Annotated in this window: 19 protein-coding genes; 13 read left to right on the forward strand and 6 right to left on the reverse strand. The window is 64.5% G+C overall.

The window, feature by feature from the left end:
- Positions 1–65 precede the first annotated feature (65 nt).
- Positions 66–629 carry a TetR/AcrR family transcriptional regulator gene (locus L0U83_RS24225; RefSeq protein WP_233886723.1) on the reverse strand — a complete coding sequence of 188 codons (564 nt, stop codon included), beginning with the start codon at positions 627–629 and terminating at the stop codon, positions 66–68.
- Positions 630–689: 60 nt separating this feature from the next.
- On the opposite strand from L0U83_RS24225, the gene L0U83_RS24230 reads away from it, so the two are divergent.
- A complete protein-coding gene (locus tag L0U83_RS24230; RefSeq protein WP_233886724.1) occupies positions 690–1,142 on the forward strand; it encodes a monooxygenase family protein in 453 nt (150 codons plus the stop codon).
- A 12-nt stretch (positions 1,143–1,154) separates the two neighbouring features.
- Here L0U83_RS24230 and L0U83_RS24235 read toward each other — a convergent pair whose 3' ends face one another.
- Positions 1,155–3,164, reverse strand: coding sequence for an esterase/lipase family protein (locus tag L0U83_RS24235; RefSeq protein ID WP_308445085.1), 2,010 nt, complete (start codon positions 3,162–3,164; stop codon positions 1,155–1,157).
- A 278-nt stretch (positions 3,165–3,442) separates the two neighbouring features.
- Between L0U83_RS24235 and L0U83_RS24240 the strand changes: the two genes are divergently transcribed.
- The 11 genes from L0U83_RS24240 (at position 3,443) to L0U83_RS24290 (ending at position 21,709) form a co-directional block, all read left to right on the forward strand.
- The gene (locus L0U83_RS24240) at positions 3,443–5,080 is read left to right on the forward strand and encodes an MFS transporter (RefSeq protein WP_233886725.1); all 1,638 of its coding nucleotides are present in this window, start codon (positions 3,443–3,445) and stop codon (positions 5,078–5,080) included.
- Between the two features lie 518 nt (positions 5,081–5,598).
- On the forward strand, positions 5,599–6,027 hold the full coding sequence (bcsD, locus tag L0U83_RS24245) for a cellulose biosynthesis protein BcsD (protein ID WP_505882965.1): 429 nt from the start codon (positions 5,599–5,601) through the stop codon (positions 6,025–6,027).
- Between the two features lie 96 nt (positions 6,028–6,123).
- Positions 6,124–6,627, forward strand: a complete 504-nt coding sequence (gene bcsR, locus L0U83_RS24250; RefSeq protein WP_233886727.1) for a BcsR/BcsP family cellulose biosynthesis protein — start codon at positions 6,124–6,126, stop codon at positions 6,625–6,627.
- Positions 6,624–8,870, forward strand: coding sequence for a UDP-forming cellulose synthase catalytic subunit (bcsA, locus tag L0U83_RS24255; RefSeq protein WP_233886728.1), 2,247 nt, complete (start codon positions 6,624–6,626; stop codon positions 8,868–8,870). Before bcsR ends, bcsA begins: the two co-directional genes overlap by 4 nt.
- Positions 8,867–11,239 carry a cellulose biosynthesis cyclic di-GMP-binding regulatory protein BcsB gene (bcsB, locus tag L0U83_RS24260; protein ID WP_233886729.1) on the forward strand — a complete coding sequence of 791 codons (2,373 nt, stop codon included), beginning with the start codon at positions 8,867–8,869 and terminating at the stop codon, positions 11,237–11,239. The genes bcsA and bcsB (L0U83_RS24260) overlap by 4 nt, the downstream gene beginning before the upstream one ends.
- Before the next feature lie 40 nt (positions 11,240–11,279).
- Positions 11,280–13,610, forward strand: coding sequence for a cellulose biosynthesis cyclic di-GMP-binding regulatory protein BcsB (bcsB, locus tag L0U83_RS24265; RefSeq protein WP_233886730.1), 2,331 nt, complete (start codon positions 11,280–11,282; stop codon positions 13,608–13,610).
- Positions 13,611–13,623: 13 nt separating this feature from the next.
- On the forward strand, positions 13,624–17,688 hold the full coding sequence (locus L0U83_RS24270) for a cellulose biosynthesis protein BcsC (protein WP_233886731.1): 4,065 nt from the start codon (positions 13,624–13,626) through the stop codon (positions 17,686–17,688).
- Between the two features lie 75 nt (positions 17,689–17,763).
- A complete protein-coding gene (locus L0U83_RS24275; RefSeq protein WP_233886732.1) occupies positions 17,764–18,429 on the forward strand; it encodes an SGNH/GDSL hydrolase family protein in 666 nt (221 codons plus the stop codon).
- Positions 18,426–19,124, forward strand: coding sequence for a cell division protein FtsQ (locus tag L0U83_RS24280; RefSeq protein ID WP_233886733.1), 699 nt, complete (start codon positions 18,426–18,428; stop codon positions 19,122–19,124). The genes L0U83_RS24275 and L0U83_RS24280 overlap by 4 nt, the downstream gene beginning before the upstream one ends.
- Positions 19,125–19,128: 4 nt before the next feature.
- Positions 19,129–20,538, forward strand: coding sequence for an MBOAT family O-acyltransferase (locus L0U83_RS24285; protein WP_233886734.1), 1,410 nt, complete (start codon positions 19,129–19,131; stop codon positions 20,536–20,538).
- A gap of 4 nt (positions 20,539–20,542) precedes the next feature.
- Positions 20,543–21,709: an alginate O-acetyltransferase AlgX-related protein gene (locus tag L0U83_RS24290; protein ID WP_233886735.1), complete on the forward strand. Its 1,167-nt coding sequence runs from the start codon at positions 20,543–20,545 to the stop codon at positions 21,707–21,709.
- 61 nt (positions 21,710–21,770) lie between these two features.
- Here the strand turns inward: L0U83_RS24290 and L0U83_RS24295 are convergent, their stop codons facing one another.
- Together L0U83_RS24295 and L0U83_RS24300 are read right to left on the reverse strand one after the other, a co-directional pair.
- The gene (locus L0U83_RS24295; RefSeq protein WP_233886736.1) at positions 21,771–22,166 is read right to left on the reverse strand and encodes a hypothetical protein; all 396 of its coding nucleotides are present in this window, start codon (positions 22,164–22,166) and stop codon (positions 21,771–21,773) included.
- Positions 22,167–22,300: 134 nt separating this feature from the next.
- Complete coding sequence (locus tag L0U83_RS24300; RefSeq protein ID WP_233886737.1) at positions 22,301–22,768, reverse strand: hypothetical protein; 468 nt, start codon at positions 22,766–22,768, stop codon at positions 22,301–22,303.
- A 274-nt stretch (positions 22,769–23,042) separates the two neighbouring features.
- Between L0U83_RS24300 and L0U83_RS24305 the strand changes: the two genes are divergently transcribed.
- Positions 23,043–23,819 carry an enoyl-CoA hydratase-related protein gene (locus L0U83_RS24305; RefSeq protein ID WP_233886738.1) on the forward strand — a complete coding sequence of 259 codons (777 nt, stop codon included), beginning with the start codon at positions 23,043–23,045 and terminating at the stop codon, positions 23,817–23,819.
- Between the two features lie 30 nt (positions 23,820–23,849).
- On the opposite strand, the gene L0U83_RS24310 is transcribed toward L0U83_RS24305, so the two are convergent.
- Both L0U83_RS24310 and L0U83_RS24315 read right to left on the reverse strand, forming a co-directional pair.
- Positions 23,850–24,284 carry a MarR family winged helix-turn-helix transcriptional regulator gene (locus L0U83_RS24310; RefSeq protein ID WP_233886739.1) on the reverse strand — a complete coding sequence of 145 codons (435 nt, stop codon included), beginning with the start codon at positions 24,282–24,284 and terminating at the stop codon, positions 23,850–23,852.
- A 73-nt stretch (positions 24,285–24,357) separates the two neighbouring features.
- Positions 24,358–25,620 (reverse strand): DUF3734 domain-containing protein, encoded by a 1,263-nt coding sequence (locus L0U83_RS24315; protein ID WP_233886740.1) that lies wholly within the window; start codon positions 25,618–25,620, stop codon positions 24,358–24,360.
- Positions 25,621–25,630 lie beyond the last annotated feature (10 nt).

The following is a 25,630-nucleotide window of genomic DNA, read 5'->3' on the forward strand; positions in this document are numbered from 1 at the left end:
TCGTCGTCATCGCGTTGCTGGCAATCGTACGCGCGAGAGGCAATGCGCGTGCTGTGGATGGCGCGTCAGGAACTGGTGAGGACGGGCGGCGCCACTTTCAACGCTTGCGTCATCAGGGCCATCGCCACTCGTTCACCGGCCGGATCAGACGGAATACGCCCGTCGAGCGCCAGCGTCGCCAGGCCGTGAACCAGCCCCCAGCAGGCGAGCGCCCCCGCGTCGACCCAATGCGGCGCCAGTTCCGCCACCCGTCGCGCCATCAACGTGTAAGCGCCCCGGCAGTCCTCGTGGGGCAGCGCGAGTCCTGCACCATCCGCGAACATCAGCCGGAACAGCGCAGGATGCGCGCGGGCGAAGCCAACGTAGGCGAGACCCTGCGCGGTGAGCGCTTCGCATGCGTCGTCGGCTTTGTCCGCGCGCGCGGCGTCTGCCTCAAGCATCGCAAAGCCTCTGAGCGCGACAGCGCCCATCAGCGCCGCCTTGTCCTCGAAATGACGATAGGGCGCCATCGCCGAAACACCGGCTGCCCGCGCAACGGCACGCAGGCTGACGTCGCTTTCGCCCTTTTCGAGCAAGGCCAGCGCGCAGTCAACCAGCCGGTCACGAAGGGACAATATCGAAACAATCATCGCTGTTTACACTGTAATCATTCGGGCCTATGCTTACAGCGTAAGCAGCCTGGAGCCGCCATGCAAGCCTCCGTCACCCGCAGGTCCGTCGACCTAAGCGCCTATCCGAATCTCGTGGTCATCATTCTGGGCTTTCGCGTGCGCCGGCTACGGGGTATCGCTACCTTATTCGGCATCGGCAAGGGCTTGCGGCAAATCGAGTTGAACCCGCCGGCCGGATTGCTCTCGAGCGAGCAGTTCCTGTTCGCCCTCAATCATGTGGGTATCCGCCAGTATTGGCGTGACCTCGAAAGCCTTGAAGCTTTCACTCGCGGCGCGCCGCATTCGCGTTGGTGGGGGGAGTTCCTGCGCGACAGCGGCGGCGCGGGCTTCTGGCATGAAAGCTATAGCCGGCAGGGGATGGAGGCGGTTTATATCGACATGCCTGGTCCCGTGGGCTTCGACCGCTTCGCACCGGCGCGCGAGCCAACCGGACCTTTTATGAGCGCACGAAAGCGAATGGCGGCGGATTAGATTCGTGCCGATTCAATTCGCGCTTAGACGTGCGCAAGCGGCATCCGGTGCGCCATGGTTATCAAACACCTCAATATCCTCGTGCAGAATGCGCCGGATTTCAAAAATCGCCTCTGGGGTTTCCTGAACACTATGTCCGGAAACGATCACCTTTTCCGAGAGCGCGCCATCGAGATGCGCACTACGATAGGGGACGACCCCATCGTCGGAATCCTCGAGCGGGCCCGTCTCACGTCGCCTCGCAATAATCGAGTGGAAGCACACATCTGGGCTGATCGGCAGTCGTGAAATCGCCTGAATGATGGGATCGGTCTCCCGCAACTGTTCAATGCTGTTGGGCACGGCGATGGTCTTTCCCGCCCTCTGGGTGCTATCCGCGTTGGTGGCGGTCTGCAGCATCTCGTCGAGTTCCTTCAACAGCGCGAGCGGCAAGCGCACCAGGTTGGCGACCCAGCGGGAAAGTCGATTGCTCGCGAACGGCGTGCCGCGGTGTGGCGTGGCGATGAAGATCGCACGCTCGACCTGTGGCATTGGCGTAAAACGCAGCAGTCGATTGAGCCGCTCGTCGTCGCGGACGATGTCGACGCCTTCGGGCAGGTAGTTGTCGCGGATGGTGACCCATAGCACATCGTCGGAAGAAGAGACGAGCAGCCGGGCAAGTACACCGCCCATGCTGTGCCCAATCAGCACCATGCCGTTCGAAGCGGGCAGCTCGCCTGCGGGATCGAAATGCGCGAGCGTCAGCTGCACTGCCTGGCGTATTCTCGCGAGGTTCACGAGAATGGGCACGTTGGTCGGATAGTAGACCTGCCAGACCTGGAAATGCTCGCGAAGCATTTCGTCGCCCTGAATGTCGTTGGCGACGTTGACCCATGCCTCGGGACTGCTGGCCAATCCATGCAGCATCAGAACGATGCGCCGCTCCGGGTCGAAGGGTTGCATCATGTAAATGCGTGGACGATCGATGCCCCGCGTGCGACCGAGCAGCGAACGCAAGGACTGCCTGGCAAAACCGGAGCGTGCGAGCCAGATGCCGTAGCCCGCACTGAAGTTGGCCGCGAGCGGCACGGTCTGGCCATTCAACTCCACGCTCTCTACGCGATACGGATCGTAGGCGGAGAAGACCACGTTGTGCGAATCGAGCACTTGCTCGAGCGTGCCCTCGCCAAACGACAGCAGTGCTGTGACGTTCGGCGAGGGCATTTCATTGAACGCACGCGTGCCGGGGGCGAACCAGATGGGGGCGGCTGCGTTCGAATTCGCATTGCCTTCGGCAGTTGCCGCGCTGTTTTGCGCGCTGTTTTCAGTATCGCTGGCTGGGTCGGGCGCGGCGGCTTGCGTGACCGCAACCAGTTCCGCGCCCAGGCCGTCGCGCCGATAGATATTGTGCAGTCCCGCGAATGACAGTCCCGCGGCCGGAATGACTTCGCTGAGTTCGCGTACACCCTCGGGCAGCCGGACTTCTCGCAGGTCGATATGAATGGTCCAGCCTGCTATGAACTGCTTTTCCGGATCGCGGTTGCTGGTGTTCGTTTCATGCGCGCTGCGCAAGAACAGCGCGCCGGCAAGCTCCTGGACCGCATAGTTGTAGTAGTCGCGAACCTGCGTCTGACGATCCTCGAATGCCCGTTCGCCTGCCGTGCGTTGACCGAAGAACAGAAAGGCGTACGCGTATCGCGCTGTCTTGAGCCACGAATCGAATTGAGCGTCGCTCCAGCCGGTGCCGGCAGGCGGCGTTTGCGCAAGCGCCATCTGGAGCGATAACTCCGCGAGGCTGGCCAGGCGCTGGTCGATATTGAGTCCACCGACGGTTGCGATCGTGTCGATACACGCTTGCGGCGCGCTCTGGCACGAACCTTCGTCGAGGGCCGCAACGCGCAACGTGGCCTGTGTCGCCGCGCTCAACTGGCCGGTCGAAAGAATATCTCCGCGACGCATGGCAAAGTACTGCTGCGGACCGAGCGAGTTGACGCGCACCATCGCGCAGCCGGATAGCAGCGCGGCGGCGAGAAGGGCCAACACATGTGCCAATAGATTTGGCAACAGCGGATGTGGTAACAGCGGGCAACGCGACATGCGGGATGTGTAAAGGCGCGTCATGAAAGATTCAGGCCATTCGCGCATGAGCGTGTGGCGAAATGGGGACGGCGCAGCGCCGTGGAGCAGATCGATATATACCAGTCTGATCTGGATCGCGTGCGCACGGTGATGCGCGGCGCACAGGTATGCGCTTTCCTGGGTTGACTGGCGCCCCTGGCATCAACAGACTCTAGTCATCGTCGATCCACGCGGGAGCTAACTTGGCCAACCCGGATCTTGTTGAAAGCGAGCTGAAGGGCGCGCACGTCGTCGCTGCGCAGGCGACCCCGTGCGACGAACTCGTTATCCGCACGCAACCCACCACAGTCGACCGTCCGTGCCGGCGCAAGCGCCTCGCGCTCGCGGCGACGATTCTGGGCTCGAGCATGGCGTTCATCGACGGCTCAGTCGTCAATGTCGCACTGCCTTCCATCCAGAGCGAACTCGCTGCGAGCGTCGCGGCGATGCAATGGATCGTCAACGCGTATCTCCTCTTTCTCGGGTCCCTCGTGCTGGTCGGCGGGTCGATGGGGGACAAGCTCGGCCGCCGCACGGTGTTTGTCGCGGGCATCGCGCTTTTTACGCTGGCGTCGGCCGCTTGCGGCCTGGCGCCGAATGCGGCTGCGCTGATCGCCGCGCGCGCGGTGCAAGGCATCGGCGCGGCACTGCTCGTACCCAGCAGTCTCGCGATCATCGGCGCGGTGTTCGACGACGAAGCGCGCGGACGGGCGATCGGCACCTGGGCCGGCTTTGGCGCGATCACGTCGGCGGTGGGGCCCGTGGCGGGCGGCTGGCTCGTCGATGCATTTTCGTGGCGCGCGATCTTCTTCCTGAATGTCCCGCTTGCCGCGCTTACGATCGCGCTCGCGATTACATCTGTGCCCAACAGCCATAAGGTCGATGCGCCCGGGCAGCTCGACTGGCCCGGCTCGCTGGCGGCGGCAGGGGGACTCGCCGCGCTCACGTTCGGCCTGACGCAGGCGTCGGCGCGTGGCTTCCAGCATCCGCTCGTATTGGGCGCGATTGGCGTCGGCGTGATCGTGCTCGCCGCATTCGTGATGATCGAAGCACACAGCGCCAGCCCGATGATGCCGCTCGATGTGTTCCGCTCGCGCGATTTCACCGGCGCGAATCTCGTCACATTGCTGCTTTACTTCGGGCTCGGCGGCGCATTCTTCTTCTTGCCTTTCACGCTGGTCCGCGCGCATGGCTACACCGCGACCGAAGCGGGTGCGGCGCTACTGCCGGTGCCTGTCATCATCGGTTTGCTATCGCGCTTCACCGGCGGATTGACGAGCCGCTTCGGCTCACGGGCGTTGCTGACCGTTGGGCCGTGCGTTGCCGGAATCGGATTCACGCTATTGGCATTGCCGTTCGTGCGCGGCGGCTATTGGACCGGATTCTTCCCTGCGCTCGCGGTGCTTGGGCTCGGAATGACGATTACCGTCGCGCCGCTCACCACGACCGTGATGGGCTCGGTGTCGAGCGAGCGCACGGGCGTCGCGTCCGGCATCAACAATGCCGTTGCGCGCGTGGCGAGCCTGCTGGCGGTTGCGGTGCTTGGCATCGTGTTCGTGTGGTCGCATCACGCAGCGCTATCGGTGCGCCTCGACGCGTTACACGTCCCGCAGGACGCGCGCGCGACGGCGCAGTTGCTGGAGCCCGACGAGCGAGGCGGAACGAGATCGGGCGACACCCATGGGCAGCACGGGACATTGATGGAGCGCGCGCAAGCGGACGCCATGATCGATGCGCTGCGCGCCATCGCCGCTGTGTCCGCCGCGTGTGCGTTTGCTGGCGCGGGTATTGCGGCGGCAGTCATACAGTCGCGAAAACGCGCTGCAAACGTTTGCACCTAGAAGATTTCGCAGTAATTGCACTTTGGCACGAACATTTCGCAAATTCACGCAGATTTATACACGCGCGAAATAAAAGCAAAAGCGGCCGGATTCATTTTTCGGATTCGGGGAAGTGGAAACGAACGACTGCGATACTGCATCGGCATCAGGTGCGCCGGGCGAAGAAACGCAGCCGCTTCGCCTTGAAGTGACGTGAGGCTAGCCCGGTTTTCGTTTCTGTTGTCCAGGCTAATGAGTGTGGTCCGCGTTAAATCTGCGTGCCCCTTTTTCGCGCAAACGTTTTCGCATTTGATTTGTCGCGCAGGCGTGACAAATTGAGTGATTCAGACAAATTAAAAAATAAACACGGCGAGAATAATACGTATAATCCGCCGCGCATCAGTTGATCTGACGTTCTTCCGGAATCACCTGCAAGGAATGCCTGCGCTTGACGCCGGTCATCGCACGGGTGGTGACCTGGCCGCTTCTGCAAGTTCTGTTGACCCTATGCGCCTCCTTTCCGGGCGCATGACTATGTGATGAATTCCATGCCAGCACCGCAATGGCGTCCGTTCGTGTCGTTCCTCACGCAAGAGTTGACACAGAACCTGACGCCCAGGTTTCTGACCCAGCTCATGCGTGCCGCGGGCGGCCAATTCGCCCGTCAATATGCGCTTGCCGAGGCGGGCACCGTGGCCGCGATGCGCGAGGCCATGAATCAGGTTTGGGGCGAGCTGGGCTGGGGCCAGGTCGAGATACGCGAGGCTCAGGACTGGCTGGTGCTCACGCACTACCAGGCGCCGCTCAAGGCCGTATTCGGCGCGGAGAACGTGACTTGGGCCGGGGCTTTCCTCGAGGGCGCCTATGAAGCATGGATGCACCAGTTGGGCGCCGATTCGCAGCTGCGAATGACCACGGCAAGTCCTGCGGATGCGTCGGGAACGATGGTTTTCCTGTTCGGTAAGTAGAGGTCGGCAGGTTGGCAGGACACTAAAAAACACAAAACGTGCTGCGTGCAAGAAGCACTTTGGTAGACAGCACAACGAATACTACGGGGTCGGGGCATGAGCAGTGCATCGGACATTGCGAATCTTTTCGAGGTAGTGGACACAAGCCCTTCGCAGTACCAGGAAGTAGAAAGGGCGGAGCAGATGCAAGGTCTGCGCGGGCGCTGGTCCGTGCTGAACGCGGCGGAGCCGGAGCCCGTTGCGCCCGCGCCAGTGGCGTTGGCGCAGGACGCCGCCGCTGATTCGGCCGATGTTCCCGATACGACTGATTCATTACCCGACGCGCCCCAGTCGGAGCAGCCGCAATTGCCGCAGTTGCCGCAGTTGCCGCAGTTGCCGCAGTTGCCGCAGTTGCCGCAGTTGCCGATAGCGTGCTGCATTCCCGCCGCCGCTTCAGAACCTCCCCCTGTCGAGCAGGCCGCCCCCGCGCAGCCTGTCGTTCAATCCATGCCCGAGCCGGTCGTCGCTGCGCAGCAGTCTGCCGCGTTGAGCAGTGTGTTTGCGCGCCTCATGGAACGCAATGAGCCTCGCGGCGATGTCGCGCAAGGCGGGGCGTCATGATCGTCAAACAGAAATCGATGCAGCCGCAACGATCATCCGCCGGCGCTGGGCAAAGTGACGATGCCGGAAACTGGGACGACAAACTCCTGGAAGCGGGCGCGGCGCTTCTTGCGTCGCGCTGGTCGCGCGTGCTCGTGACGCTGGTGGCAGTGCTGTTGTTCGTGTTCGCCATGACGGTCCACCTGGCCCTGTCGAAGCAGTGGGCGTTCGCCATTCTTTGCATGGGCGTCGCGATCGCGCTGAGCCGCATTCGCGGCCGCGTCCTCACGGTGTCGCTGGTGGCGCTGTCGGTGTTCATGTCGTTGCGCTACCTGTACTGGCGCGTGACGCAGACGCTGTCCTTCACCAACTCGCTGGACAGGACCTTCGGCTATCTGCTGCTGCTGGCCGAAGGCTACGCGGTGCTCATGCTGCTGTGCAGCTACTTCCAGACGCTCTGGCCGCTGCACCGCCGGCCTGCGCCGCTGCCGGCCGATACCTCGGCGTGGCCCACGGTGGACGTGTACATCCCCACCTACAACGAACCGCTCGACGTGGTGCGGCAGTCGGTGCTGGCCGCGACGCTGCTCGACTGGCCGGCCGACAAGTTGCGCGTGTACGTACTGGACGACGGCCGTCGTGACGAGTTCCGGGCATTCTGCGAGCAGGCCGGCGTGGATTATCTGACGCGACCCGACAACACGCATGCTAAAGCGGGCAACCTCAACGCGGCGCTGGCGAAAACGAGCGGCGAATATATCGCCGTGTTCGACTGCGATCACGTCACCACGCGCTCGTTTCTGCAGGTCTGCATGGGCTGGTTCCTGAAAGATCCGAAGATGGCGATGGTGCAGACGCCGCACGTTTTCTATTCGCCCGATCCGTTCGAGCGGAACCTGGAAACCTACCGAAAGGTGCCCAACGAGGGCGACCTGTTCTATGGCGTGCTGCAAAACGGCAACGATCTCTGGAACGCCGCGTTTTTCTGCGGGTCCTGCGCGGTGTTGAGACGCTCCGCGCTCGACGATGTGGGCGGCGTGGCGACCGAAAGCGTCACAGAAGATGCGCTGACCGCGCTCAAGATGAGCATGAAGGGCTACAACACGGGCTACCTCGCCATTCCTCAGGCGGCGGGTCTGGCCACCGAGAGCCTGGGCCGGCACATCGGTCAACGGATTCGCTGGGCGCGCGGCATGGCGGAGATCTTCCGCCAGTTCAACCCGCTATTGATCTCGGGGCTGACGATTCCACAGCGGCTGTGCTACCTGAGCGCGATGATGCACTTCTTTTTTGGCCTGCCGCGCATCGTGTTCCTGATCACTCCCATGGCCTTCCTGTTCTTCGGCGCGCATGTCTTTCATGCGTCGGCGCTGATGGTGCTGGCCTATGTCGTACCGCATCTCGTGATTTCGAGCATCGGCGCTTCGCGCATTCAAGGACGCTTTCGCCATTCGTTCTGGAGCGAGGTCTACGAAACGGTGCTGGCGTGGTACGTGATTCTGCCCGCGCTGCAGGCCGTGCTGTTTCCTGGCAGCAGAAGCTTCAACGTGACATCGAAGGGCGGGGTGATCCGGCAGTCCTTCCTGGACTGGGCGATGGCGCGGCCCTATATCGGCTTGCTGCTCATCAATCTTGCCGGGTTCGCGGTGGGTGTGGCCGGTTTGATCCGCAGCCCCGGCTGGCCCGAGGCGATGAGTATTTTGTTCAACCTGGTCTGGGTGATCTACAACGTCATGAATCTGAGCGCGGCGGCAGGCGTGGCGTCCGAGTCGAAACAGCTGCGCCTCACGCCGCGCGTGCAGATCGAGTTGCCGGCTGCGATCCGTCTGGCCGACGGGCGACACGTCGTCTGCCAGACCAGCGACTATTCACAAGGCGGCCTGGGGCTGGTGCTGCCCGAGGACGCGCCACTGCCGCAGCGCGGCGAGCGCGTCGTGGTCTCCGTCTTTCGCGACGACTACGAGGGCAAGTTCCCAGCCGAGGTGCAGGTGTGCCGCGGCCGCACGGTGGGCGTGAGTTTCCCGGCCCTGACGATCGATCAGGAACGCGACCTGATGCGCGTGACGTTCTCGCGCGCCGATAGCTGGATCGCCTCCTGGGGCCGCTATCGTCCCGACCGGCCGTTGCGCAGCCTGTTCGAGGTACTCGGTGTCGGCATGCGCGGCCTGAAGGAGTTGTTCCGCCATCTGTTGCTGGGCGGACGCGAGCGTCTCGCACGGTCCGCCGAAGCGCAGGCGAGCGAGTTGGGATCGAAGCAATCGTGAGTCACGCCAATTTCACGCCTTTGCGCGCACTGGCGCGCACGCGCCGGTTGGCGCCGCTGTGGGGTTCGGTGCTCGCCGCGCTCGCGCTCGGCGCCAACGTTGCGCTGGCCGCAAGCGCGCCTATCGCGCCCGGCGTATCGGCGCCGACGTTCGCCTCGCAGGCCGTGGCCTTGCCATCGCCTCAGGCCATGCAGCCAGCCGCCGCCGACTCGGCCGACACCTATACCTACCGCATCCCGCTACTGCGGCAAAACGCTGGCCAGGGGCTGACCTTGCTCGGCGAGGACGCCTATGGCGGCATGGACTTCGGTTTGCGCCGCGATGAGCGCGTGGTCAGCGCGCGCCTCGTGCTCGACTACCGCTATTCGCCCACGTTGCTTCCCACGCTCTCGCATCTCAATGTGCTGCTCAACAGCGTGGTGGGGGCGACGATTGCGTTGCCCGAACCCGCGCCGCGCACGTCGACGCAAGTGACAGTGGATCTGCCGGTTTCGCTGCTCACCGAGTTCAACCATCTCAACCTGGAGTTGATTGCTCACAGCAAGGCCAGCGATCAGGGCAATGATCCGCTGAGTCCCGACCTGTGGCTGAAGGCCAGCCCGCAGAGCGCGCTCGAACTGACCGTGGCGAGCGCAGCGCTCGCTAGCGACCTGTCGCAACTGCCCGCGCCGTTTTTCGATGCGCGCGACGTGCGCAGGGTGAACCTGCCGGTCGTGCTGCCGCGCACCCCGGGAACGGGCCGCCTCGAATCCGCGGGGATCGTCGCCTCGTGGCTGGGCGCGCAGGCGGGTTATCGCGGCTCGCACTTTTCCGCAAGCTTCGGCGCGGTGCCCGCGCATGGCCATGCCGTCGTACTGGCGCTGCACGACGAGTTGCCGGGCCTGGGCTTTGCCCCGCTCGCGATGGACGGTCCGAGCGGTCCGACGCTGGCGATCGTGCCCAACCCCAACGACCCCAACGGCAAGGTGCTCCTGGTCATGGGCCGCGACGAGCCGCAACTGCGCACGGCGGCAATGGCGCTGGTGCTGGGCGCGAAGACACTTGCCGGCCCTCAGGTGCGCATCGACGGCCCGGTTTCCGTGGCGCCGCGCAAGCCTTTCGACGCACCGAACTGGCTGCCTGGCGACCGCGCGGTGGAGCTGGGCGAACTGCTCCCGGCGGACCGGTTCACGATCCAGGGCTTGCGTCCCGGCGCGATCGATGTGGACCTGCGCCTGCCGCCGGGCTTGTTCGCTTTCAACAACGCCGGTGCGGTGCTGAATCTGCGTTATCGCTATACAGCGCGCCCGGAGTCCAGGCATTCGGAGCTGCACGTGCTGGCGGGCAACACGCCGCTCGCAGCATTGCCGCTCGCTGGCGACGCGTCGGACGGCCATGCCGTGATTCGTATTCCTACGTATCTGCTTCCGCCGTTGACGACGCTGCAATTCGACTATCGCTACGAGGCCGTCAAGACAAAGGACCATTGGCAGGACGTGCCCGGCGGCCCGCTGCTGAGCGCCATCGATCCGACTTCGACGATCGACATTTCGCAGTTGCCGCGTTACACGGCCATGCCGGATCTGGGCGCTTTCGTCAACGCGGGCTTTCCGTTCACGCGCCTCGCCGATCTGTCCGAAACCGCGGTGATCCTGCCGACACAGCCGGTCGCGGACGACTATTCCGCGTATCTGACGCTGATGGGCAGCATGGGTCAGGCCACCGGTTATCCGGTGCTGGGCGTGACGGTGGGCAATCCGGCTCAGGTCGAAGCGCTGCGCCACAAGGACTTGCTCGTGCTGGCTTCGGGCGACAACCAGCCTTTGCTCAAGACGTGGCGTGCCGATCTGCCGCGCGGGTTCTTCGCCCCGGACACGGCGCCTGGCAACTGGCTCGCCAGGTGGTCGGACAAGCTGACCGGCGGTCAGGCGCAAGCGAGGCGCGAAGCCGATATCGCTGCGCTCTATCGTAGCGACGACCATGACGGCATGGTGGCCGGGTTCGAGTCGCCGCTGGCGCATGGCCGCAGCGTGGTGCTCGTATCGGGCAATACGCCGGGCGGCCTCAGTGCGGTCGCGGACGCGCTGCAAACGCGCCGCTACCGCGTCGACGACACGATCGGCGGCAGCCTCGTGGTCGTGAATGACGGCATCCTCACCACGCTGAACAAGGACCAGAGCTATTTCATCGGGTCCTTACCGCCTCGGCTCGCCATCGAGTGGTTCTTCGCGAGTCACATCGTGCTGCTGCTCGTGGCGACGCTCGTCAGCGTCGTGCTCATCGGTTTGCTCGGCGGCGTACTCCTGCATCGGCGCGCCCTGAACCGCCTGAACCTGGACATCCCCCAGACATCGCAACGTGAAGAAGGACGACGAGGTTTTCATGTTTAAAAGACGGCCTGCTATCTCCCGGGCACGCCTCGCGCGTTGCATGACCGTACAGCCAGCGTTGCGGGCGTTGCCGGCGCTGCTGCTCGGCTGCATCTTCGCCTCGGCGGCGCACGCCCAGGACGCGGCAAGCGGCAATGCCGCCAACAACGCACAGGCGCAGCCCGCTGCGGCCACAGCAGCTGCGGCGTCGAGCGTGACCTGGTCGTTGCGGCAACTGGGTGCGCAATATGCGCTCAACCTGCGCGGTGTCGACGGCAGCAATACGCTGCCGGTTGGCGTGCGCGACGATCAGGTCGTGAGCGGTGCGCGCCTGAATCTGCGTTACGCGTATTCTCCGGCGCTGCTGCCCGATGTCTCGCACATCAACGTGCTGGTCAACGACCAGGTGGCGGCCTCGATCGCGGTGCCGAAGGACACGGCGGGTGCGAGCCTGCAGCGCACGATCGCGCTGCCGGCGTACCTGTTCACGGCGAACAGCAAGTTGCGTCTGCAACTGATCGGCCACTACACCACGCAGTGTGAAGACCCGCTGCATTCCAGCCTGTGGGCCAACATCAGCAACGAAAGCACGCTGACCATCGACACGCAGCCGTTGCCGCAGGCCAACGATCTGGCGCACCTGCCAAAGCCGTTCTTCGACGGCCAGGACATCCGCCGGCTGAACCTGCCGGTCGTGTTCGCAGGCAATCCCGATGCGGCCGCGCTGGAGGCGGCCGGCGCCGTCTCGTCGTGGTTCGGCGCATTGGCGAGCTATCGAGGCGCGGACTTCCCGGTGTCGCTCTCCACTGTGCCCGCACAGGGCAACGCTGTCGTCATCGTGGAAGGCGCGCAGCAGGCGGCGCTCGCCGGCGCAATGCTGCAAGGACCGACGCTCGCCATCGTCAGCAACCCGAACGATCCCAACGGCAAGCTGCTGCTCGTCATGGGCCGCGATGGCAAGGAACTCAAGCAGGCGGCGGATGCGCTGGTAACAGGCAGCCAGACGCTTTCGGGCCCGAGCGCGCTCATCACGCATTTCGCCGATCTCGCGCCGCGCAAACCCTATGACGCGCCGCGCTGGCTGCGCACCGACCGTCCCGTGTCGTTCGGTGAACTGATCGACACCAAGCAGTTGAGCGTGTCGGGCTACAGCCCCGACCTCATCCGCATCGCTACGCGTGTGCCGCCCGACCTGTTCGGCTGGCATGCGCCCAACGTGCCGATCGACCTGCATTACCGCTATACGCCGCAGCCGTATATGGTCAATTCGTCGCTGTTGTTCAGCGTCAGCGACCAGTTCATGAAGTCCATTCCGCTGTTGCCGCTCGAGCGCCTCGAAGGCGGCGACAAGCTGCGCGCCGAAGTGCTGCCCGACAGCAGCCTGCCGCGTCAGGCGAAACTGGAAGTGCCGCTGCAAACGCTCCTGCAGCCGAACACGCAGCTGCAGTTCCGCTACATGTACGACTACATCAAGCAGGGCGAGTGCCGCGACATCATCATCGACAACGTGCGCGGCGCGATCGGGCCCGATTCGACGATCGATCTGTCGACGTATCCGCACTACATCGCGATGCCGAACCTGGCCGCGTTCGCGCAGGCGGGTTTCCCGTTCACGCGCATGGCCGACCTGTCCGAGACGGACGTCGTGCTCGGCGCCAATGCGGGGCCGCAGGAATACAGCACGTATCTGGCCGTCATGGGCCGCATGGGCGAGTCGACCGGCTACCCGGCGCGCGGCGTGACCGTGCTGCGCGGCCAGCGTATCGACGCGATGCCAGCGGCGAAGGACCTGCTCGTGATCGCCTCGGGTGCCGATCAAGCCTGGCTCAAGGACTGGGCGCGATACATGCCCGCAGCGTATGACCATGGGGCGCAGTTCTCGCTCTCGGATCTGCCGGGCCGCGTGCGCGGGTGGATCCACGCCAATCCGCGTCTGGACACGGCACCCGGGCGTCTTTCGCTTGCCTGGACGGGGTCGGGCGTGAGCGCGGTGCTGGCGGGGTTCGAGTCGCCGAAGGAGGCGGGCCGCAGCGTGGTGATGCTGGTCAGCAATCAGCCCGAAGGCCTGAAGGATGCGGTCTCGGCGCTGCTGGGCGTGCCGGGCTACGACAAGCAGCCCATCCAGGGCAGCCTCGTGTCCATTCGCGGCCAGGAGGTCGATTCGCTCATGGGCGAGCACACCTATTACGTCGGGCATCTGGGTCTCTGGCGCGGCCTCGACTGGTGGCTCGCATCACTCGGCTTGTCGCTCGAGGCGGTGCTCAAGGCGCTGGGTGCAGTCGCGCTCGTGGCGGGCGCAGCAGGCCTCTATGTCTTCTTGCGGCGCCGTCAGGCCCGGCGTGACGCCGAAGCCAGCACGCGGTTGCAGGTCGAGCAGCACGTGGAATCTTGATCAGGGATCGTTCATGTTAGTCAGCCGCAGCCAGGCCTGCATTCTGGGTCTTTTGCTCACCTCGGTCGGCCACACGGTGTGGGCACAGGACACTTCCAGAATGCTGCTGGAGCAGGGCCGCTATTGGCAGTCGCACGACAAGCCCGATCTGGCCGCGCAGTCGTGGTCGAAACTGCTGATGGTTGATCCTAAGCAGCCCGAAGGGCTTTACGGCATGGGTTCGATTGCTGTCGGCAAGCGGCAGTTTTCTGTAGCCAGCGATTACCTCGTCAAGCTGCGCGCGGCCGCGCCCGACAGCCGCCTCGTGCCCTTGCTCGAACAGGACTTGCGCCTCGCGGTCGAGCCGGCCAGGTCCACGCTCGCCAAGGCGCGCCTGATGGCGCAGGACGCCGTCAACCAGAACGACCCGAAAGCGCTGTCGGCTGCCATCGCGCTCTACGACAAGGCATTGGGCGGCAAGGTGCCGCAAGGCAGCGTGGCGCGCGAGTACTACACCTATCTCGGTTATACGGAGGGCGGCATCGATGCGGCCGTTCAGGGCCTCACGCGCCTGAATGCCGATATGCCCAACGATCCGTACGTCCCGTTGTCGCTGGCCCTGCATCAGGTGCGCGACGAACGCGATCGCGCAGCAGGCGTCGCCTTGCTGGAAAAGCTGGCGGCGCGTCCCGATATCGGCGGCGCAGCGACTGACGTCTGGCGCTCCGTGCTGACCTGGGTGACGCCCACGCCGAAAAACCGCGCGTGGTACGAGGACTATCTGAAACTGCATCCCGACGACGACGAAATCCGTCATCAGATGGTCTCGTCGCACCCGGCTGGCTCGCCCGGCGCCACTGCCGCGCCGGTCATGGACCCGCGCCTGACGCGCGGTTTCGCCGCGTTCAAGGCAGGCGACATCACCACGGCCGAGCAATCTTTTACCGCCGTCCTGCGCGACAAGCCCGACGATACCGACGCACTGGGCGGCCTCGGCCTCGTGCGCATGCAGCAGGGCGATCTGGCGCAGGCGCAGTCGCTGCTATCGCGTGCAGCGGCGCACCACGGTGCGGCTGCGAACTGGAGCAAGGCGCTCAATTCCGCGCGCTACTGGCAACTGGTCAATCAGGCCGAAGGCGCACAGAGCGCGGGCGACTATGCCACCGCGCGGCGCGATCTCGACCAGGCGCTGCGGCTCGATCCCGTCGAGCCGGGTGGGCGCAACGCGTCGGCGCGCCTCTATGCGGCGCAAGGCGATCTAAGCCGTGCCGAAAAGGTCTACAGGGACGTGCTGGCAAGCAGTCCGAACAATGCGGAGGCGGTCAGCGGGCTCATCGATATCCTCGCGCAGACGGGCCGCGCGGACGAGGCGCAGAAGTGGGTCGACGGCATGCCGCCCGAACAGCAGGCCGGCATCGGCGGACTGGGGCGCTTGCGAGCCGCCGTCGCCTCGGGGCGTGCGGACGCCGCGGAACAGCGCGGCGATGTGGACGCGGCGCGCCGCATCCTCGAGGACGCGCAGCGCGCCGATCCCGACAATCCGTGGCTGCGTCTGGAACTGGCGCGCTTCGAGTTGCAGCAGGGCCATGCCGACACCGCGCGGGAACTCGTCGACGGTCTGCTTGCCTCGAACCCCGACAATTCCGACGCGCTATACGCCAGCGCGCTGCTGGCGATGCAGATGAGCGACTGGACGCGCGCGCAGGACACGATGGCGCGCATCCCCGCCGCCGCACGCACGCCGAACATGGTTGCCACGGCGCAGCAGATCGATTTCCAGGCAGTGGCGGCGCAAGCTTCGCAACTGGCGCGCGACGGCAATCTGGACGACGCGCGCAACATGCTGGCGCGACTCGAACCGGCGGCGGGCAAGGATCCGGTGAGGGTGAGCGCGCTGGCCTCGGCCTATGTCGATGCGGGGAATCTGCCGCACGCGACGGGCCTGATGCACGGGCTGATGCCCAACGGCATGAAGGGCAGCGGCCCGGATGTGCAACTGGCCTATGTGACCCTGCTGCTCAAGACCGGCCAGAACGTCCAGGCCCAGCTTGCGATCCGCGAAATGCAGGGCGAAACCCTGACCGCGGACCAGCGTCGTCAACTGGACGACCTGAGCTACCTCTACGCTGTGCGCCTCGCCGACCAGCAGCGCCAGCAAGGCGACCTGGCGCAGGCCTACGACACGCTGGCACCGATCCTCGCGAAGCGGCCCAACGACAGCCTGGCGACCGCCGCGCTCGCGCGCATGTACGCCGCCGACGGACAGTACGAGCACGCACTCGCGCTCTATCAGAAAGCGCTCGCTAATGATCCCGACAATCCGGGCCTGCAATTGGGCGCTGCGATGGCGGCGGTGCAGGCCGGCAAGAACGACGTCGCGGATACGGCGTTGAAACAAGCTGTCGCGAAGGCGCCCAGTGATCCCGACGTGCTGGCTGGCGCCGCGCGCATTTACGTCATGCAGGGCAAGACTCGCGAGGCGCAGGCGTTGCTGGAAACGGCCATCGCCGCCAAGGAAAAGCGCCTGGGCGTGCAGGCGCAGGACGGCCACGTGCCGGGCAACCCCTTCGTGCACGACGACGATACGCATCGTCGCGCGGCGCGGCAGACGCGCCAGGCGAGCGCGAATCCATTTGCCGCGCAGGGTACGGCCACCGTCGCGACCGACGGTGTCTACGCCAGGGAGGCGAGCACGGCGGACGTTCTCGGGTCCGCTTCGGTGATCTCCGCATCGACCATGACAGCGTCAGCCTCGACGGGATCCACAACGGCTGCCGCGCGCTCGCCGTCCCGGGCGGGCACCTTGCCGACCGTGGCGGGCACGCCGATCGGCGCGCAGGCGCCGCAGGACGCGGTGGCTGCGAGCGCGCCTCAGGACGGCTCCATCTCGCTCGACGACATGCGCAGCGAACTCGACGACATCCGTTCGCAGCGCTCGCCGGAAATCCGCGGCGGCCTGTTCGTCACGTCGAACAACAGTACTGGCGGCACATCGCAGTTGACGGGCGTGCAACTGCCCACGGAAGTCCTGCTTCCGGCCGGCAACGGCAAGCTGTCGCTGCGCGTGACGCCTGTCGATCTCAATAGCGGCACGCTCGGCACCTCTGCCTACAGCAGCAGCCAGTTTGGCGGCGGCCCGGCGGCGGCGCAGGCACAGGCAAACGGCAGTGTTGCCGCTCCAGCTTCGCAGACCGCGCGTGGTGTCGGCCTGGGCGTGGGCTATGAGACCCGCAATTGGACGGCTGACGTTGGCACGACGCCTTTGGGCTTCCAGTACACGAATGTCGTTGGCGGCGCGACATTCAAGAGCGCCATCGATGCGGCGCAGGGCGGCTGGTTCAACGCGGGCGTCTCGCGGCGTGCCGTGACCGACAGCATCACGTCGTTCGCAGGCACGAGCGATGCACGCTCGGGGTTGAGCTGGGGTGGCGTCACGGCCACTGGCCTGCATGGCGCGATCGGCCTCGACAATCAGGACTACGGCGTCTACGGCTACGGTTCCGTGAAGTATCTGGACGGGCATAACGTCCAGTCCAACGAGGGCGCCGAAGTGGGCGCGGGCGTGTACTGGTACTTGCATCGCACGGCCGACAGCATGCTGACCGCGGGCCTGAACTTGAGCGGCGAGTTCTATCACCACAACGAGAACAACTTCACCTACGGTAACGGTGGCTATTTCAGCCCACAGCGCTTCTATGCATTCACGGTGCCGCTCACGTGGGCGCAGCGCTCGGAGCGCTGGACCTACAAGCTGCAGGGCGCGGCCGGTTTGCAGTACTACCACCAATCCGCCGCGCCGTATTTCCCGACCGACAGCGCGCTGCAATCGGCTGCCGTGACGGCGGCATCATCGCTCGGATTGTCCGACGGGGCGATCCATCCCGCGCAGTCGTCGACCGGCATTGGCTACAACCTGCTCGCTACCGCCGAATACCGCTTTAGCAACCATCTGAGCGCCGGGGCCTCCGCGGGCGCCAACAACTCGTCCAGTTACCGGCAGTGGGTCGCGGGCCTCTATGTGCGCTTTAGCTTCGCTCCGCAGACGAAGGCGCTGGACATGCCGGTCGTGCCTTACCAGTCGCACTACAGCGATCAATAGCGTGATTGTCTGGATAACGAACGTTTTTCCCTAATTCATATTCGCAATCCGGTCGCGCCGGATCAGGAGTTTCGTATGGCAGCTACAGCCTCCGTTTTGTTGGGTCTTTCCGTGCTGGTCATCGGGGAAAGCCATCTGAGCTTGAACAATCATTTGCGCGAGCCGCTCGTGCAAAGCCTGCAGGCGCAGGGCGCCGCGCACGTGCACGTGGTGGGCGCGTGCGGTGCGAGCCCGGCGCGCTGGCTCAAGAGCACGCCCGTCGATTGCGGTGCCGATCAGGTGGACAAACGTCCGGCCACGGTGCTGGGCAAAGAGGCGCACACGACGCCCATCGCCGATCTGATCCACGCCGACAAACCCGATCTGGTGGTGGTCGTCGAAGGCGACACCATGGGTTCGTACGACAAGCCGGCCTTTCCCAAGGCGTGGGCGTGGCAGGAAGTCACGAGCTTGACCCGGGCCATCGCCGATACGCATACGGCGTGCGTCTGGGTCGGGCCGGGCTGGGGCGGCCACAGCGGGCAATACGCCAAGGGCGACGACCGGGTGAGGGAATTGTCCGCGTTCCTCGCGAACAACGTCGCGCCTTGCACGTATATCGATTCCACCACCTTCGCCAAACCCGGACAGTGGCAGACGCTCGACGGCGAGCACTACACGCAGGTGGGCTACGCCGCGTGGAGCAAGGCTATCGTCAACGCGATGGCGAATTCGCCCTCGGTTCCGGGTCTGAAAAAATGACGAAAAACTGCTTCTCCCGTCTGTTTCTGTCCGGCCTCGCGTTGTCCGCTTGCGGTTTGTCGGTGCAGCCGGCCGCAGCCGCCGATATCCTGTTGTATCCGACCGGGCCCGCGCAGGATTCGTCATTCGTGCGATTCGTCGATGGTGGTTCGCATCCGGTCGACGTGACCGCGGCCGGGTCGAAAGCGCGCCTGTCGCTCGACGCCGCGAACCCGGCCAGCCAGTTCTTTCCGATCGCGGCTGGCAAACCGGTGGCCGGCACGTTGACGACCGGTAGCACGCGCCACGATGTGTCGGCGACGGTGCAGCCCGGCGAGTTCGTCAGCATCGTCGCGCTCGATGGGGCGGACAAAACGACAGGCACGCACGCCGTGACGATCCGCGAAAAACCGGACGATTTCAACGCGCTCAAAGCCTCGGTGGGCTTTTACAACCTCGATGCGCGGTGCGCCACGCCCGCGTTGAAAGTGCCGGGCCGCGACATCGTGCTGCTCGACGGCGTGGCCGCGGGGCAGAGCAAGCGCCGCCAGGTCAACCCGGTCGCGCTATCGGTGCAACTGGCGTGCGGCGGCCAGCCTGTGGGCCAGCCGCTGAGCCTGGGCACGCTCGTGGCGGGACAGCGCTATACGGTGTTCCTCGTGCCGGGCGGAGCACAGTCGCGCATTTTCTTTGCGAACGACGCGGTGAGCCGCTGATCGCATGGTCTTCGCGTCCCTCGAATTCCTGACGCTGTTTCTGCCGGCCTTCCTCGCGATCTACGTCGCGTCGCCTGCGCGCTGGCGCAACGGGGTGCTGCTCTTTTGCAGCTGGTTCTTCTACGCCTGGTGGAGCCCGGTCTTTCTGCTGCTGTTCATTGCGCTGACGTTCTGCGGCTGGCTCGGCGGCGTGGTGATCGACAGGGCGCCGAGCCCGCGGGCGCGCGGTGGATGGCTGGCGGTCTTCATCGCCGTGAACGTCGCGATCCTGTGCTGGTACAAGTACGCCAACATCGTCGTCGATAGCCTCGACAATGTGCTGGCGGCAGGCCATGCCGGGCCGATTCCCTGGCAACACGTCGTGCTGCCCATCGGGCTGTCCTTCATCGTGCTGCAGTCCGTCTCGTACCTGATCGACGTGCAGCGCGGCACGGTGCCGGCCGACCGCAGCGTGATCCGCTACGGGGCTTATCAGGGAATGTTCGTACACCTGATCGCCGGGCCGATCATTCGCTATGCCTGGGTCAAGCGCGAGCTGGTGTCGCGCACGGTCGACTGGGACGCTTTTGCGGCCGGTGCGCGGCGGCTCATGGTAGGGATGAGCATGAAGGTGCTGGTGGCCGACACGCTTTCGCCCATCGTCGACGCGGTCTTCGCCATGCATGCGCCGACGCTGGCGGACGCATGGCTCGGCTGCGGCTTCTACACGCTGCAGCTGTTCTTCGATTTCGCGGGCTATAGCGCGATGGCCATCGGGTTGGGGCAGATGCTGGGCTTTCGCTTTCCCGAGAACTTCAACCATCCGTACCTCGCGAGCAGCATTCAGGACTTCTGGCGTCGCTGGCATCTGTCGCTATCGAGCTGGATTCGCGACTACCTGTACATCCCGCTAGGCGGCAACCGCGACGGCGAATGGCAAACCTGCCGAAACCTGTTGCTGACGATGGCGATCGCGGGTCTATGGCACGGCGGCGATAGCTGGAACTTCCTGCTGTGGGGTATCGCTCACGGTGTCGCGCTGACGGTGGCGCGCCTGTGGCGCCGCCTCGGCATGGCCGCCGTGCCGCTCTGGCTATCGCACGTGCTGACGATCGTCTTCGTCATGCTTGCCTGGACGCTGTTCCGGGCGGTGGGCTTTCAGGCGGCGCTCGCCATGTACCGTGGCCAGTTCGGCTTGAACGGAATGGGCTTGAGCGACGCGACGCTCGTGCTGCTGCGGCCTGTGCATGCGCTGGCCGCCGCGCTCGGCATCGTTTGTGTGCTGCTGCCGGTCTGGCAATCGCGCTGGGACCGCGTGGCCGATACGGCGCAGGGAAGGCTGTGGCAAGCCGTATGGCCGCTCGCGGGCTTTCTGCTGTCGTTCGGGTTGATCGTCGCGCGTGGCGCGGTGCCTTTCCTTTATTTCCAGTTCTGACGCCATGGACGATCCCAAGCCGCTACCGCAATTGCCCGCTACGCGCGCCGGCAAGGTCGTTGCCGTCATCCTGATGGGCTTTCTGTTCGCGGGCCTCATTTTCAATATCCAGTTCGCCTCGACGACGGCGTCGCTGTTGCCGCACGCGCTCACGCGTTCAGGCATGCTGGACGGCGCCGTATCGAAAGAACTCGCCAGCCGCATGGCCGATACGCCGATCGCCGCCGACGCCGCACGCATGCAGCGCGCGCTGGGCTGGCTTGCGCTGGGCGATCTGGGCCCACGCGTGCGGCAGGGCTGTCCCGGCTGGCTGTTCCTGCGAGACGAACTGAACGTTTACGCCGACAGCGAGCGCCATCTCGCGACGCGCGCCGCCACGGTTGCCGCCGTACAGCGTGAGCTGGCGCGTCACGGCATTGCGTTGCTCGTCGCCGTGGTGCCCGACAAGTCGCGCATCGAGCCGCAACATCTGTGCGGGCTCTATCGGCCTGCATCGCTGAGTGCGCGTCTGGGCGACTGGACATCGCGTCTGGCCGCCGATGGCGTGCCGGTGGTCGACCTGGGTTCAGCGCTGCACGGCGTGCCGGGCGACGCGTTCTTCCGGACCGACACACACTGGACCCAGGACGGCGCGGGCGCTGCGGCGCTGGCGGTCGCGCAGCGCATCCGGGCGATGGGCGAGGCGCCGGTTTCGAGCGTTTCGAGCCAGCCCGGCTACCGCGTCGCCGACAAGCCGGCAGCACGCCGGCCCGGCGATCTCGTGCGACTGGCCGGCCTCGATGCGTTGCCGGTGTCCTGGCAGCCGAGAGCGGAGATCGTGCCCGGCCGGGACTACGTTCATGTGGCCCAGGCGGCTTCGTCGGCTGACGATCTGTTCGGCGATGCCGATCTGCCGACTATCGCGGTGATCGGCACATCGTATTCGACGACGTCCGACTTCGTGCCTCAACTCGCGTTGGCGCTGGGGAAGGGCGTGGGGAATTTCGCGCGCGAAGGTGCCAGGTTTGGTGGCTCGGCGCGCGCGTACTTCGCGAGCGCGGCGTATGCCCAAACGCCGCCCAAACTTATCGTTTGGGAATTGGACGAACGGGATTTGCAGGCGCCGCTCGAAGCGGAAGATGACGTCGTCGTGCCGGGATCCGGTGCGGTTGGCACGGTGGCTTCGCGTTGAGGCTGTCGCGCGGATCGACGACCATCGGTCATCGATCCGCGCATAGAACGTACAGCGCGATTCAGCGGGGCACGGACGCCTCAGCTTTCAGCACCTCGGCTGCAAAAGAATGTGCATGCGCTACGGCCTCCTGGGCGTCGGGAAATACGCCGAGCTGCTCCCAGCGCTCTTCGACCGCGTACGTACCTTTTATCGCGAGCGCTCGCTGAACGCGCAATTGCGCTGCGTATCTGCCGTCCTCCATTGGTCGAGCGGTCGCTATGATCTTGTGCGGCGGACCGGATCTTTCTGGCTGAACCAACTCGACAGGACCGCCGGGTGCGCCGATATCCTTCAACTCGTTCCTGGTCTGGCAGTCCGGGCAGTAAAAGCACCAGCCCGCGTCCTCATGACTGGATCTGACCTGCCCGCGAGCCAGCACGGCACGACATTCAACGTTTTCGCAGATGAACGGCATCGCAGTCTCCGGAGTTGTTTGGAGAAAAGCCTAGCACGTCCGTCGTTGGCAAACCATTGGCAATGTTGCCGTGCCTGATGTTAAGGAAAACCCTCTAGCAGGCGCGGTTGAAGCGGCTCGGATACTTCCAGACCTTAGGCGGCACTCGCGATGTCCCACGTCGCCCGATGGGCATTCTCGGTCTCTGAGAAGCCGACCTCGGCCCCAAATGGCAGCGCGCAGTCCTGGGTGTAGAAGAAAAACCACGCCCCTTCGCGATCGAAGTACGCCCGGAAACAGGGCGCATCGTCGCGCGCTCCCGGTGCGTCGGAACATCGAAACCAGTAGGTAATCCCATTCAGAACACCGTGGGCGAAGTGGCGCGAAGGGACGACATCGCCGGCGGTGGATTCGAAGGCAAGGGCGCGGCTTACTCTTCCGCCAGGCAGGAGAACAGTCACGTGGCCGGCCACGCGATTCCCGCGGGTGCGATCCGTGTTATTCGGAACCGGATCGATTGCGTCGCCACCCGCGCCAGGACACCTAATCAGGGAGCGAACGTGCGCGAGGTGGAAAGACTGCACCGCCCTTGATCCGGGGCTAAAGGGCTTGATGTTGTCCACGCTGCGGCTCCTGTGCGATGGGTTCTGGGGCAACTGCAAGGATAGGATTTCCGCGGCTGCAAGGTCTGCGACCTGGCGGCGCACTTTGAGGGTTCACTCTAGATTTATTGGCAGGCTGGCCTCTTGGCAATCGCATGAGGTTGATACGTCTACTAACATTTCGAGCGTAGCTAACGCGCGTCCATAGGGCCGCTCATGACATCGACTCACCGGTTTACTTTGCATGCGAACTATCTATATAATTCGCATGCAAAGTAAATTCAAGGAGAGCACCATGACTGCGGAAATTCACGTCGATCAAGCCGACGGTATTCTGACGATTACGCTTGCCCGGCCGGACAAGAAGAATGCATTGACGAATGTGATGTACGGCACGCTGGCAGACATCATTGAGAGCGCAGAGCACGACAGCAATATCCGCGTATTACTGATACAGGGCGACGGAGACATGTTTACTGCGGGCAACGACGTGGGCGAGTTCGCCGCAATAGCATCGGGAAAGGGGACGGGTGAACGACACGTACATCGCTTTTTGCATGCCTTGGCGAAGTCGAGCGTGCCTATCATCGCGGCTGTCCAGGGCAAGGCAGTCGGTATTGGCACCACGATGCTACTGCACTGCGACTACGTTCTGCTCGCAGCAGACGCAGAACTGATCACCCCATTCGTCAATCTCGCCCTCGTCCCGGAGGCAGCATCCAGCTGGCTGCTTCCAGTGCGCATTGGCCATGTCAGGGCCTTCGAGATGTTTGCGCTGGGCGAGCCGCTCGACGCGCAATCCGCGGTCGCCTTGGGCATCGCGAACAAGGTCTGCGCAAATGGTCAGCTTCGGGATGACGCGCGCAGGATGGCAGAAAGAATCGCCGCAAAGCCGGCCGGCTCGCTGAGCGCCATGAAAAAGCTCATGCGCGATGCCGAGACGCTGGTTGCGCAAATGGACAGTGAGAGTGCGAAGTTCCAGGAGCGGCTGATGAGCGCCGAGGCAAGGGAGGCATTCGCGGCCTTTGCCGAGAAACGAAAGCCAGACTTCTCCAAAGTTTCCCAGCACTAATCAATGCGTTGCTGCCGGCTGTGGTTCAGGCTACGCGTCGCCGTCTTCGGCGAGCGGAAACTTGGTCTGCAGGCTGGTCAGCCAGCGCGCCACGACGTCGATTTCCGCTTCCGTAAATCCTTCGGTCAATCTGGCGTTCAAGTCCTTCATGCGAAGCTTTGACTTCTGGCGTGCGGAGCGCCCCGCCTGAGTCAGCCACAGGCGCGACGCCCGCCCATCGTTCTCGTCGGCACGACGTTCGATCAACCCTGCTTTTTCGGTCCGGTCAGCGAGACCGCTCATTCCCGGTGCGCCCAGATCCAGCGCAGCGGCGGCCTCGCTCATCAGCGCGCCGTCGCGTTCACCCAAAAAGAACAGCAGCCCCGCTTGCGCGGCTGTCACGCCGCCACCGGCCGCGCGTGTTTGCGACCACCGTTGCAGTCGTCGCTGTCCGACATTCAATAGATAGACGAGGCGGTGCTTCATGACCAGGCAGATAGGGTTGAGCGATTTAGTTCGCGCGCGAATGATATCACGCGCGATGCTCTGGGCCTGCCGTCTATGCGACCTTGCGAGTCAGATCCACTTGCCCCGAGGCGCCGGCGCTCAGTTCGGCGCGATCCGATTCGGGCACTTCGCCCGCTCGCCGATGGATGTCGTGCGTGACGAAGCCTTGCTCGCGGCTCGGTATCGCGAACCAGTCCGGATGCGCAAACGACGCGCGAATGTCTTCGATACCGCTCGACCAGTGCTCTTTCATGGTGTCGGCACTGAATTCGTAGTCCTTGTAATGTCCTTCGTATGGCTTGTTCTTGTAGATCAGATGGACCACGTTGATCGACGAACCGTCGGCCACATTCTCGGCGAGCCGGAAGAGGGGATCGCTGCGGCGTGCCTCGGCGGGGACGTGCTCGAGGAGTTCCTTGATAAAGCGAGCGTGCTTTTGCCGATCGGCAAGCATGTTGGTGATGGCGCGCGTGCGGCTCGAATATTGAATGTCCTTGGCCCGCTCGGCCACGTCCATGAAATCGCCGGGTACGTTGCCGCTCGCGCTCCATAGGTCGACCTGGAATACGAGCGTGTCCTTATGGTCCGCGTCACGCAGCACCTCCGTGAGCGGGGTGTTCGACACGAGGCCGCCGTCCCAGTAAAACTCGCCGTCGATTTCCACGGCCGGAAAGCCGGGCGGCAGCGCGCCAGATGCCATGAAGTGCTCCGGCTCCAGCCGCATTTTCGCGTTGTCGAAATACACGAGATTGCCGCTGCGCACGTTCACCGCGCCCACCGACACACGGATCGGGCCATCGTTGATACGGTCGAAATCGGCGAAACGTTGCAGCGTCGCTTTCAGGGCCGTGGTGTCGTAGTAGCTCACCGCACTCGGCGTCGCCTTGTGCCAGCCCGCGATGGGCAACGGACGGCGCGGAGCGAAAAAGCCAGGCTGGCCTTCGGCGAGCGCGCGGCCTGCGGCCCACATGCTTGCCCAACGGCGCGACAGGTCCTGATGGCTGAACATCGGCATCGCGAGGGCGCTGAGGTTACCGAGCCAGTCGAGCGGATGGCAGATCGACTCCCAGAAGCCGCGCAACGCTTCCACGCGCTGCGCAGGCTCATTGCCCGCGATAATGGCCGTATTGAGCGCGCCGATCGACACGCCCGCGATGCGATGTGGCTCGACGCCAGCCTGCGCGAGCCCTTCGAACACGCCGGCCTGATAGGACCCGAGCGCGCCGCCGCCCTGCAAAACAAGGGCGATTTCGTCGTAGCGCGGCAGCTCAAACGGCTTGCGCTCCGTGCGGACGGTTAGTTTGCTGCTGCGCATACGTTCTCCC

It is taken from the genome of Paraburkholderia flagellata, assembly GCF_021390645.1.
Lineage (GTDB): Bacteria > Pseudomonadota > Gammaproteobacteria > Burkholderiales > Burkholderiaceae > Paraburkholderia > Paraburkholderia flagellata.

Excerpts from the sequence above, each read along its gene's own strand:
- L0U83_RS24225 (WP_233886723.1), bottom strand. The coding sequence starts at position 629 with ATGATTGTTTCGATATTGTCCCTTCGTGACCGGCTGGTTGACTGCGCG.
- L0U83_RS24230 (WP_233886724.1), top strand. The coding sequence starts at position 690 with ATGCAAGCCTCCGTCACCCGCAGGTCCGTCGACCTAAGCGCCTATCCG.
- bcsD (WP_505882965.1), top strand. The coding sequence starts at position 5,599 with ATGAATTCCATGCCAGCACCGCAATGGCGTCCGTTCGTGTCGTTCCTC.
- bcsR (WP_233886727.1), top strand. The coding sequence starts at position 6,124 with ATGAGCAGTGCATCGGACATTGCGAATCTTTTCGAGGTAGTGGACACA.
- bcsA (WP_233886728.1), top strand. The coding sequence starts at position 6,624 with ATGATCGTCAAACAGAAATCGATGCAGCCGCAACGATCATCCGCCGGC.
- bcsB (WP_233886730.1), top strand. The coding sequence starts at position 11,280 with ATGACCGTACAGCCAGCGTTGCGGGCGTTGCCGGCGCTGCTGCTCGGC.
- L0U83_RS24270 (WP_233886731.1), top strand. The coding sequence starts at position 13,624 with ATGTTAGTCAGCCGCAGCCAGGCCTGCATTCTGGGTCTTTTGCTCACC.
- L0U83_RS24275 (WP_233886732.1), top strand. The coding sequence starts at position 17,764 with ATGGCAGCTACAGCCTCCGTTTTGTTGGGTCTTTCCGTGCTGGTCATC.
- L0U83_RS24280 (WP_233886733.1), top strand. The coding sequence starts at position 18,426 with ATGACGAAAAACTGCTTCTCCCGTCTGTTTCTGTCCGGCCTCGCGTTG.
- L0U83_RS24285 (WP_233886734.1), top strand. The coding sequence starts at position 19,129 with ATGGTCTTCGCGTCCCTCGAATTCCTGACGCTGTTTCTGCCGGCCTTC.
- L0U83_RS24290 (WP_233886735.1), top strand. The coding sequence starts at position 20,543 with ATGGACGATCCCAAGCCGCTACCGCAATTGCCCGCTACGCGCGCCGGC.
- L0U83_RS24295 (WP_233886736.1), bottom strand. The coding sequence starts at position 22,166 with ATGCCGTTCATCTGCGAAAACGTTGAATGTCGTGCCGTGCTGGCTCGC.
- L0U83_RS24305 (WP_233886738.1), top strand. The coding sequence starts at position 23,043 with ATGACTGCGGAAATTCACGTCGATCAAGCCGACGGTATTCTGACGATT.
- L0U83_RS24310 (WP_233886739.1), bottom strand. The coding sequence starts at position 24,284 with ATGAAGCACCGCCTCGTCTATCTATTGAATGTCGGACAGCGACGACTG.
- L0U83_RS24315 (WP_233886740.1), bottom strand. The coding sequence starts at position 25,620 with ATGCGCAGCAGCAAACTAACCGTCCGCACGGAGCGCAAGCCGTTTGAG.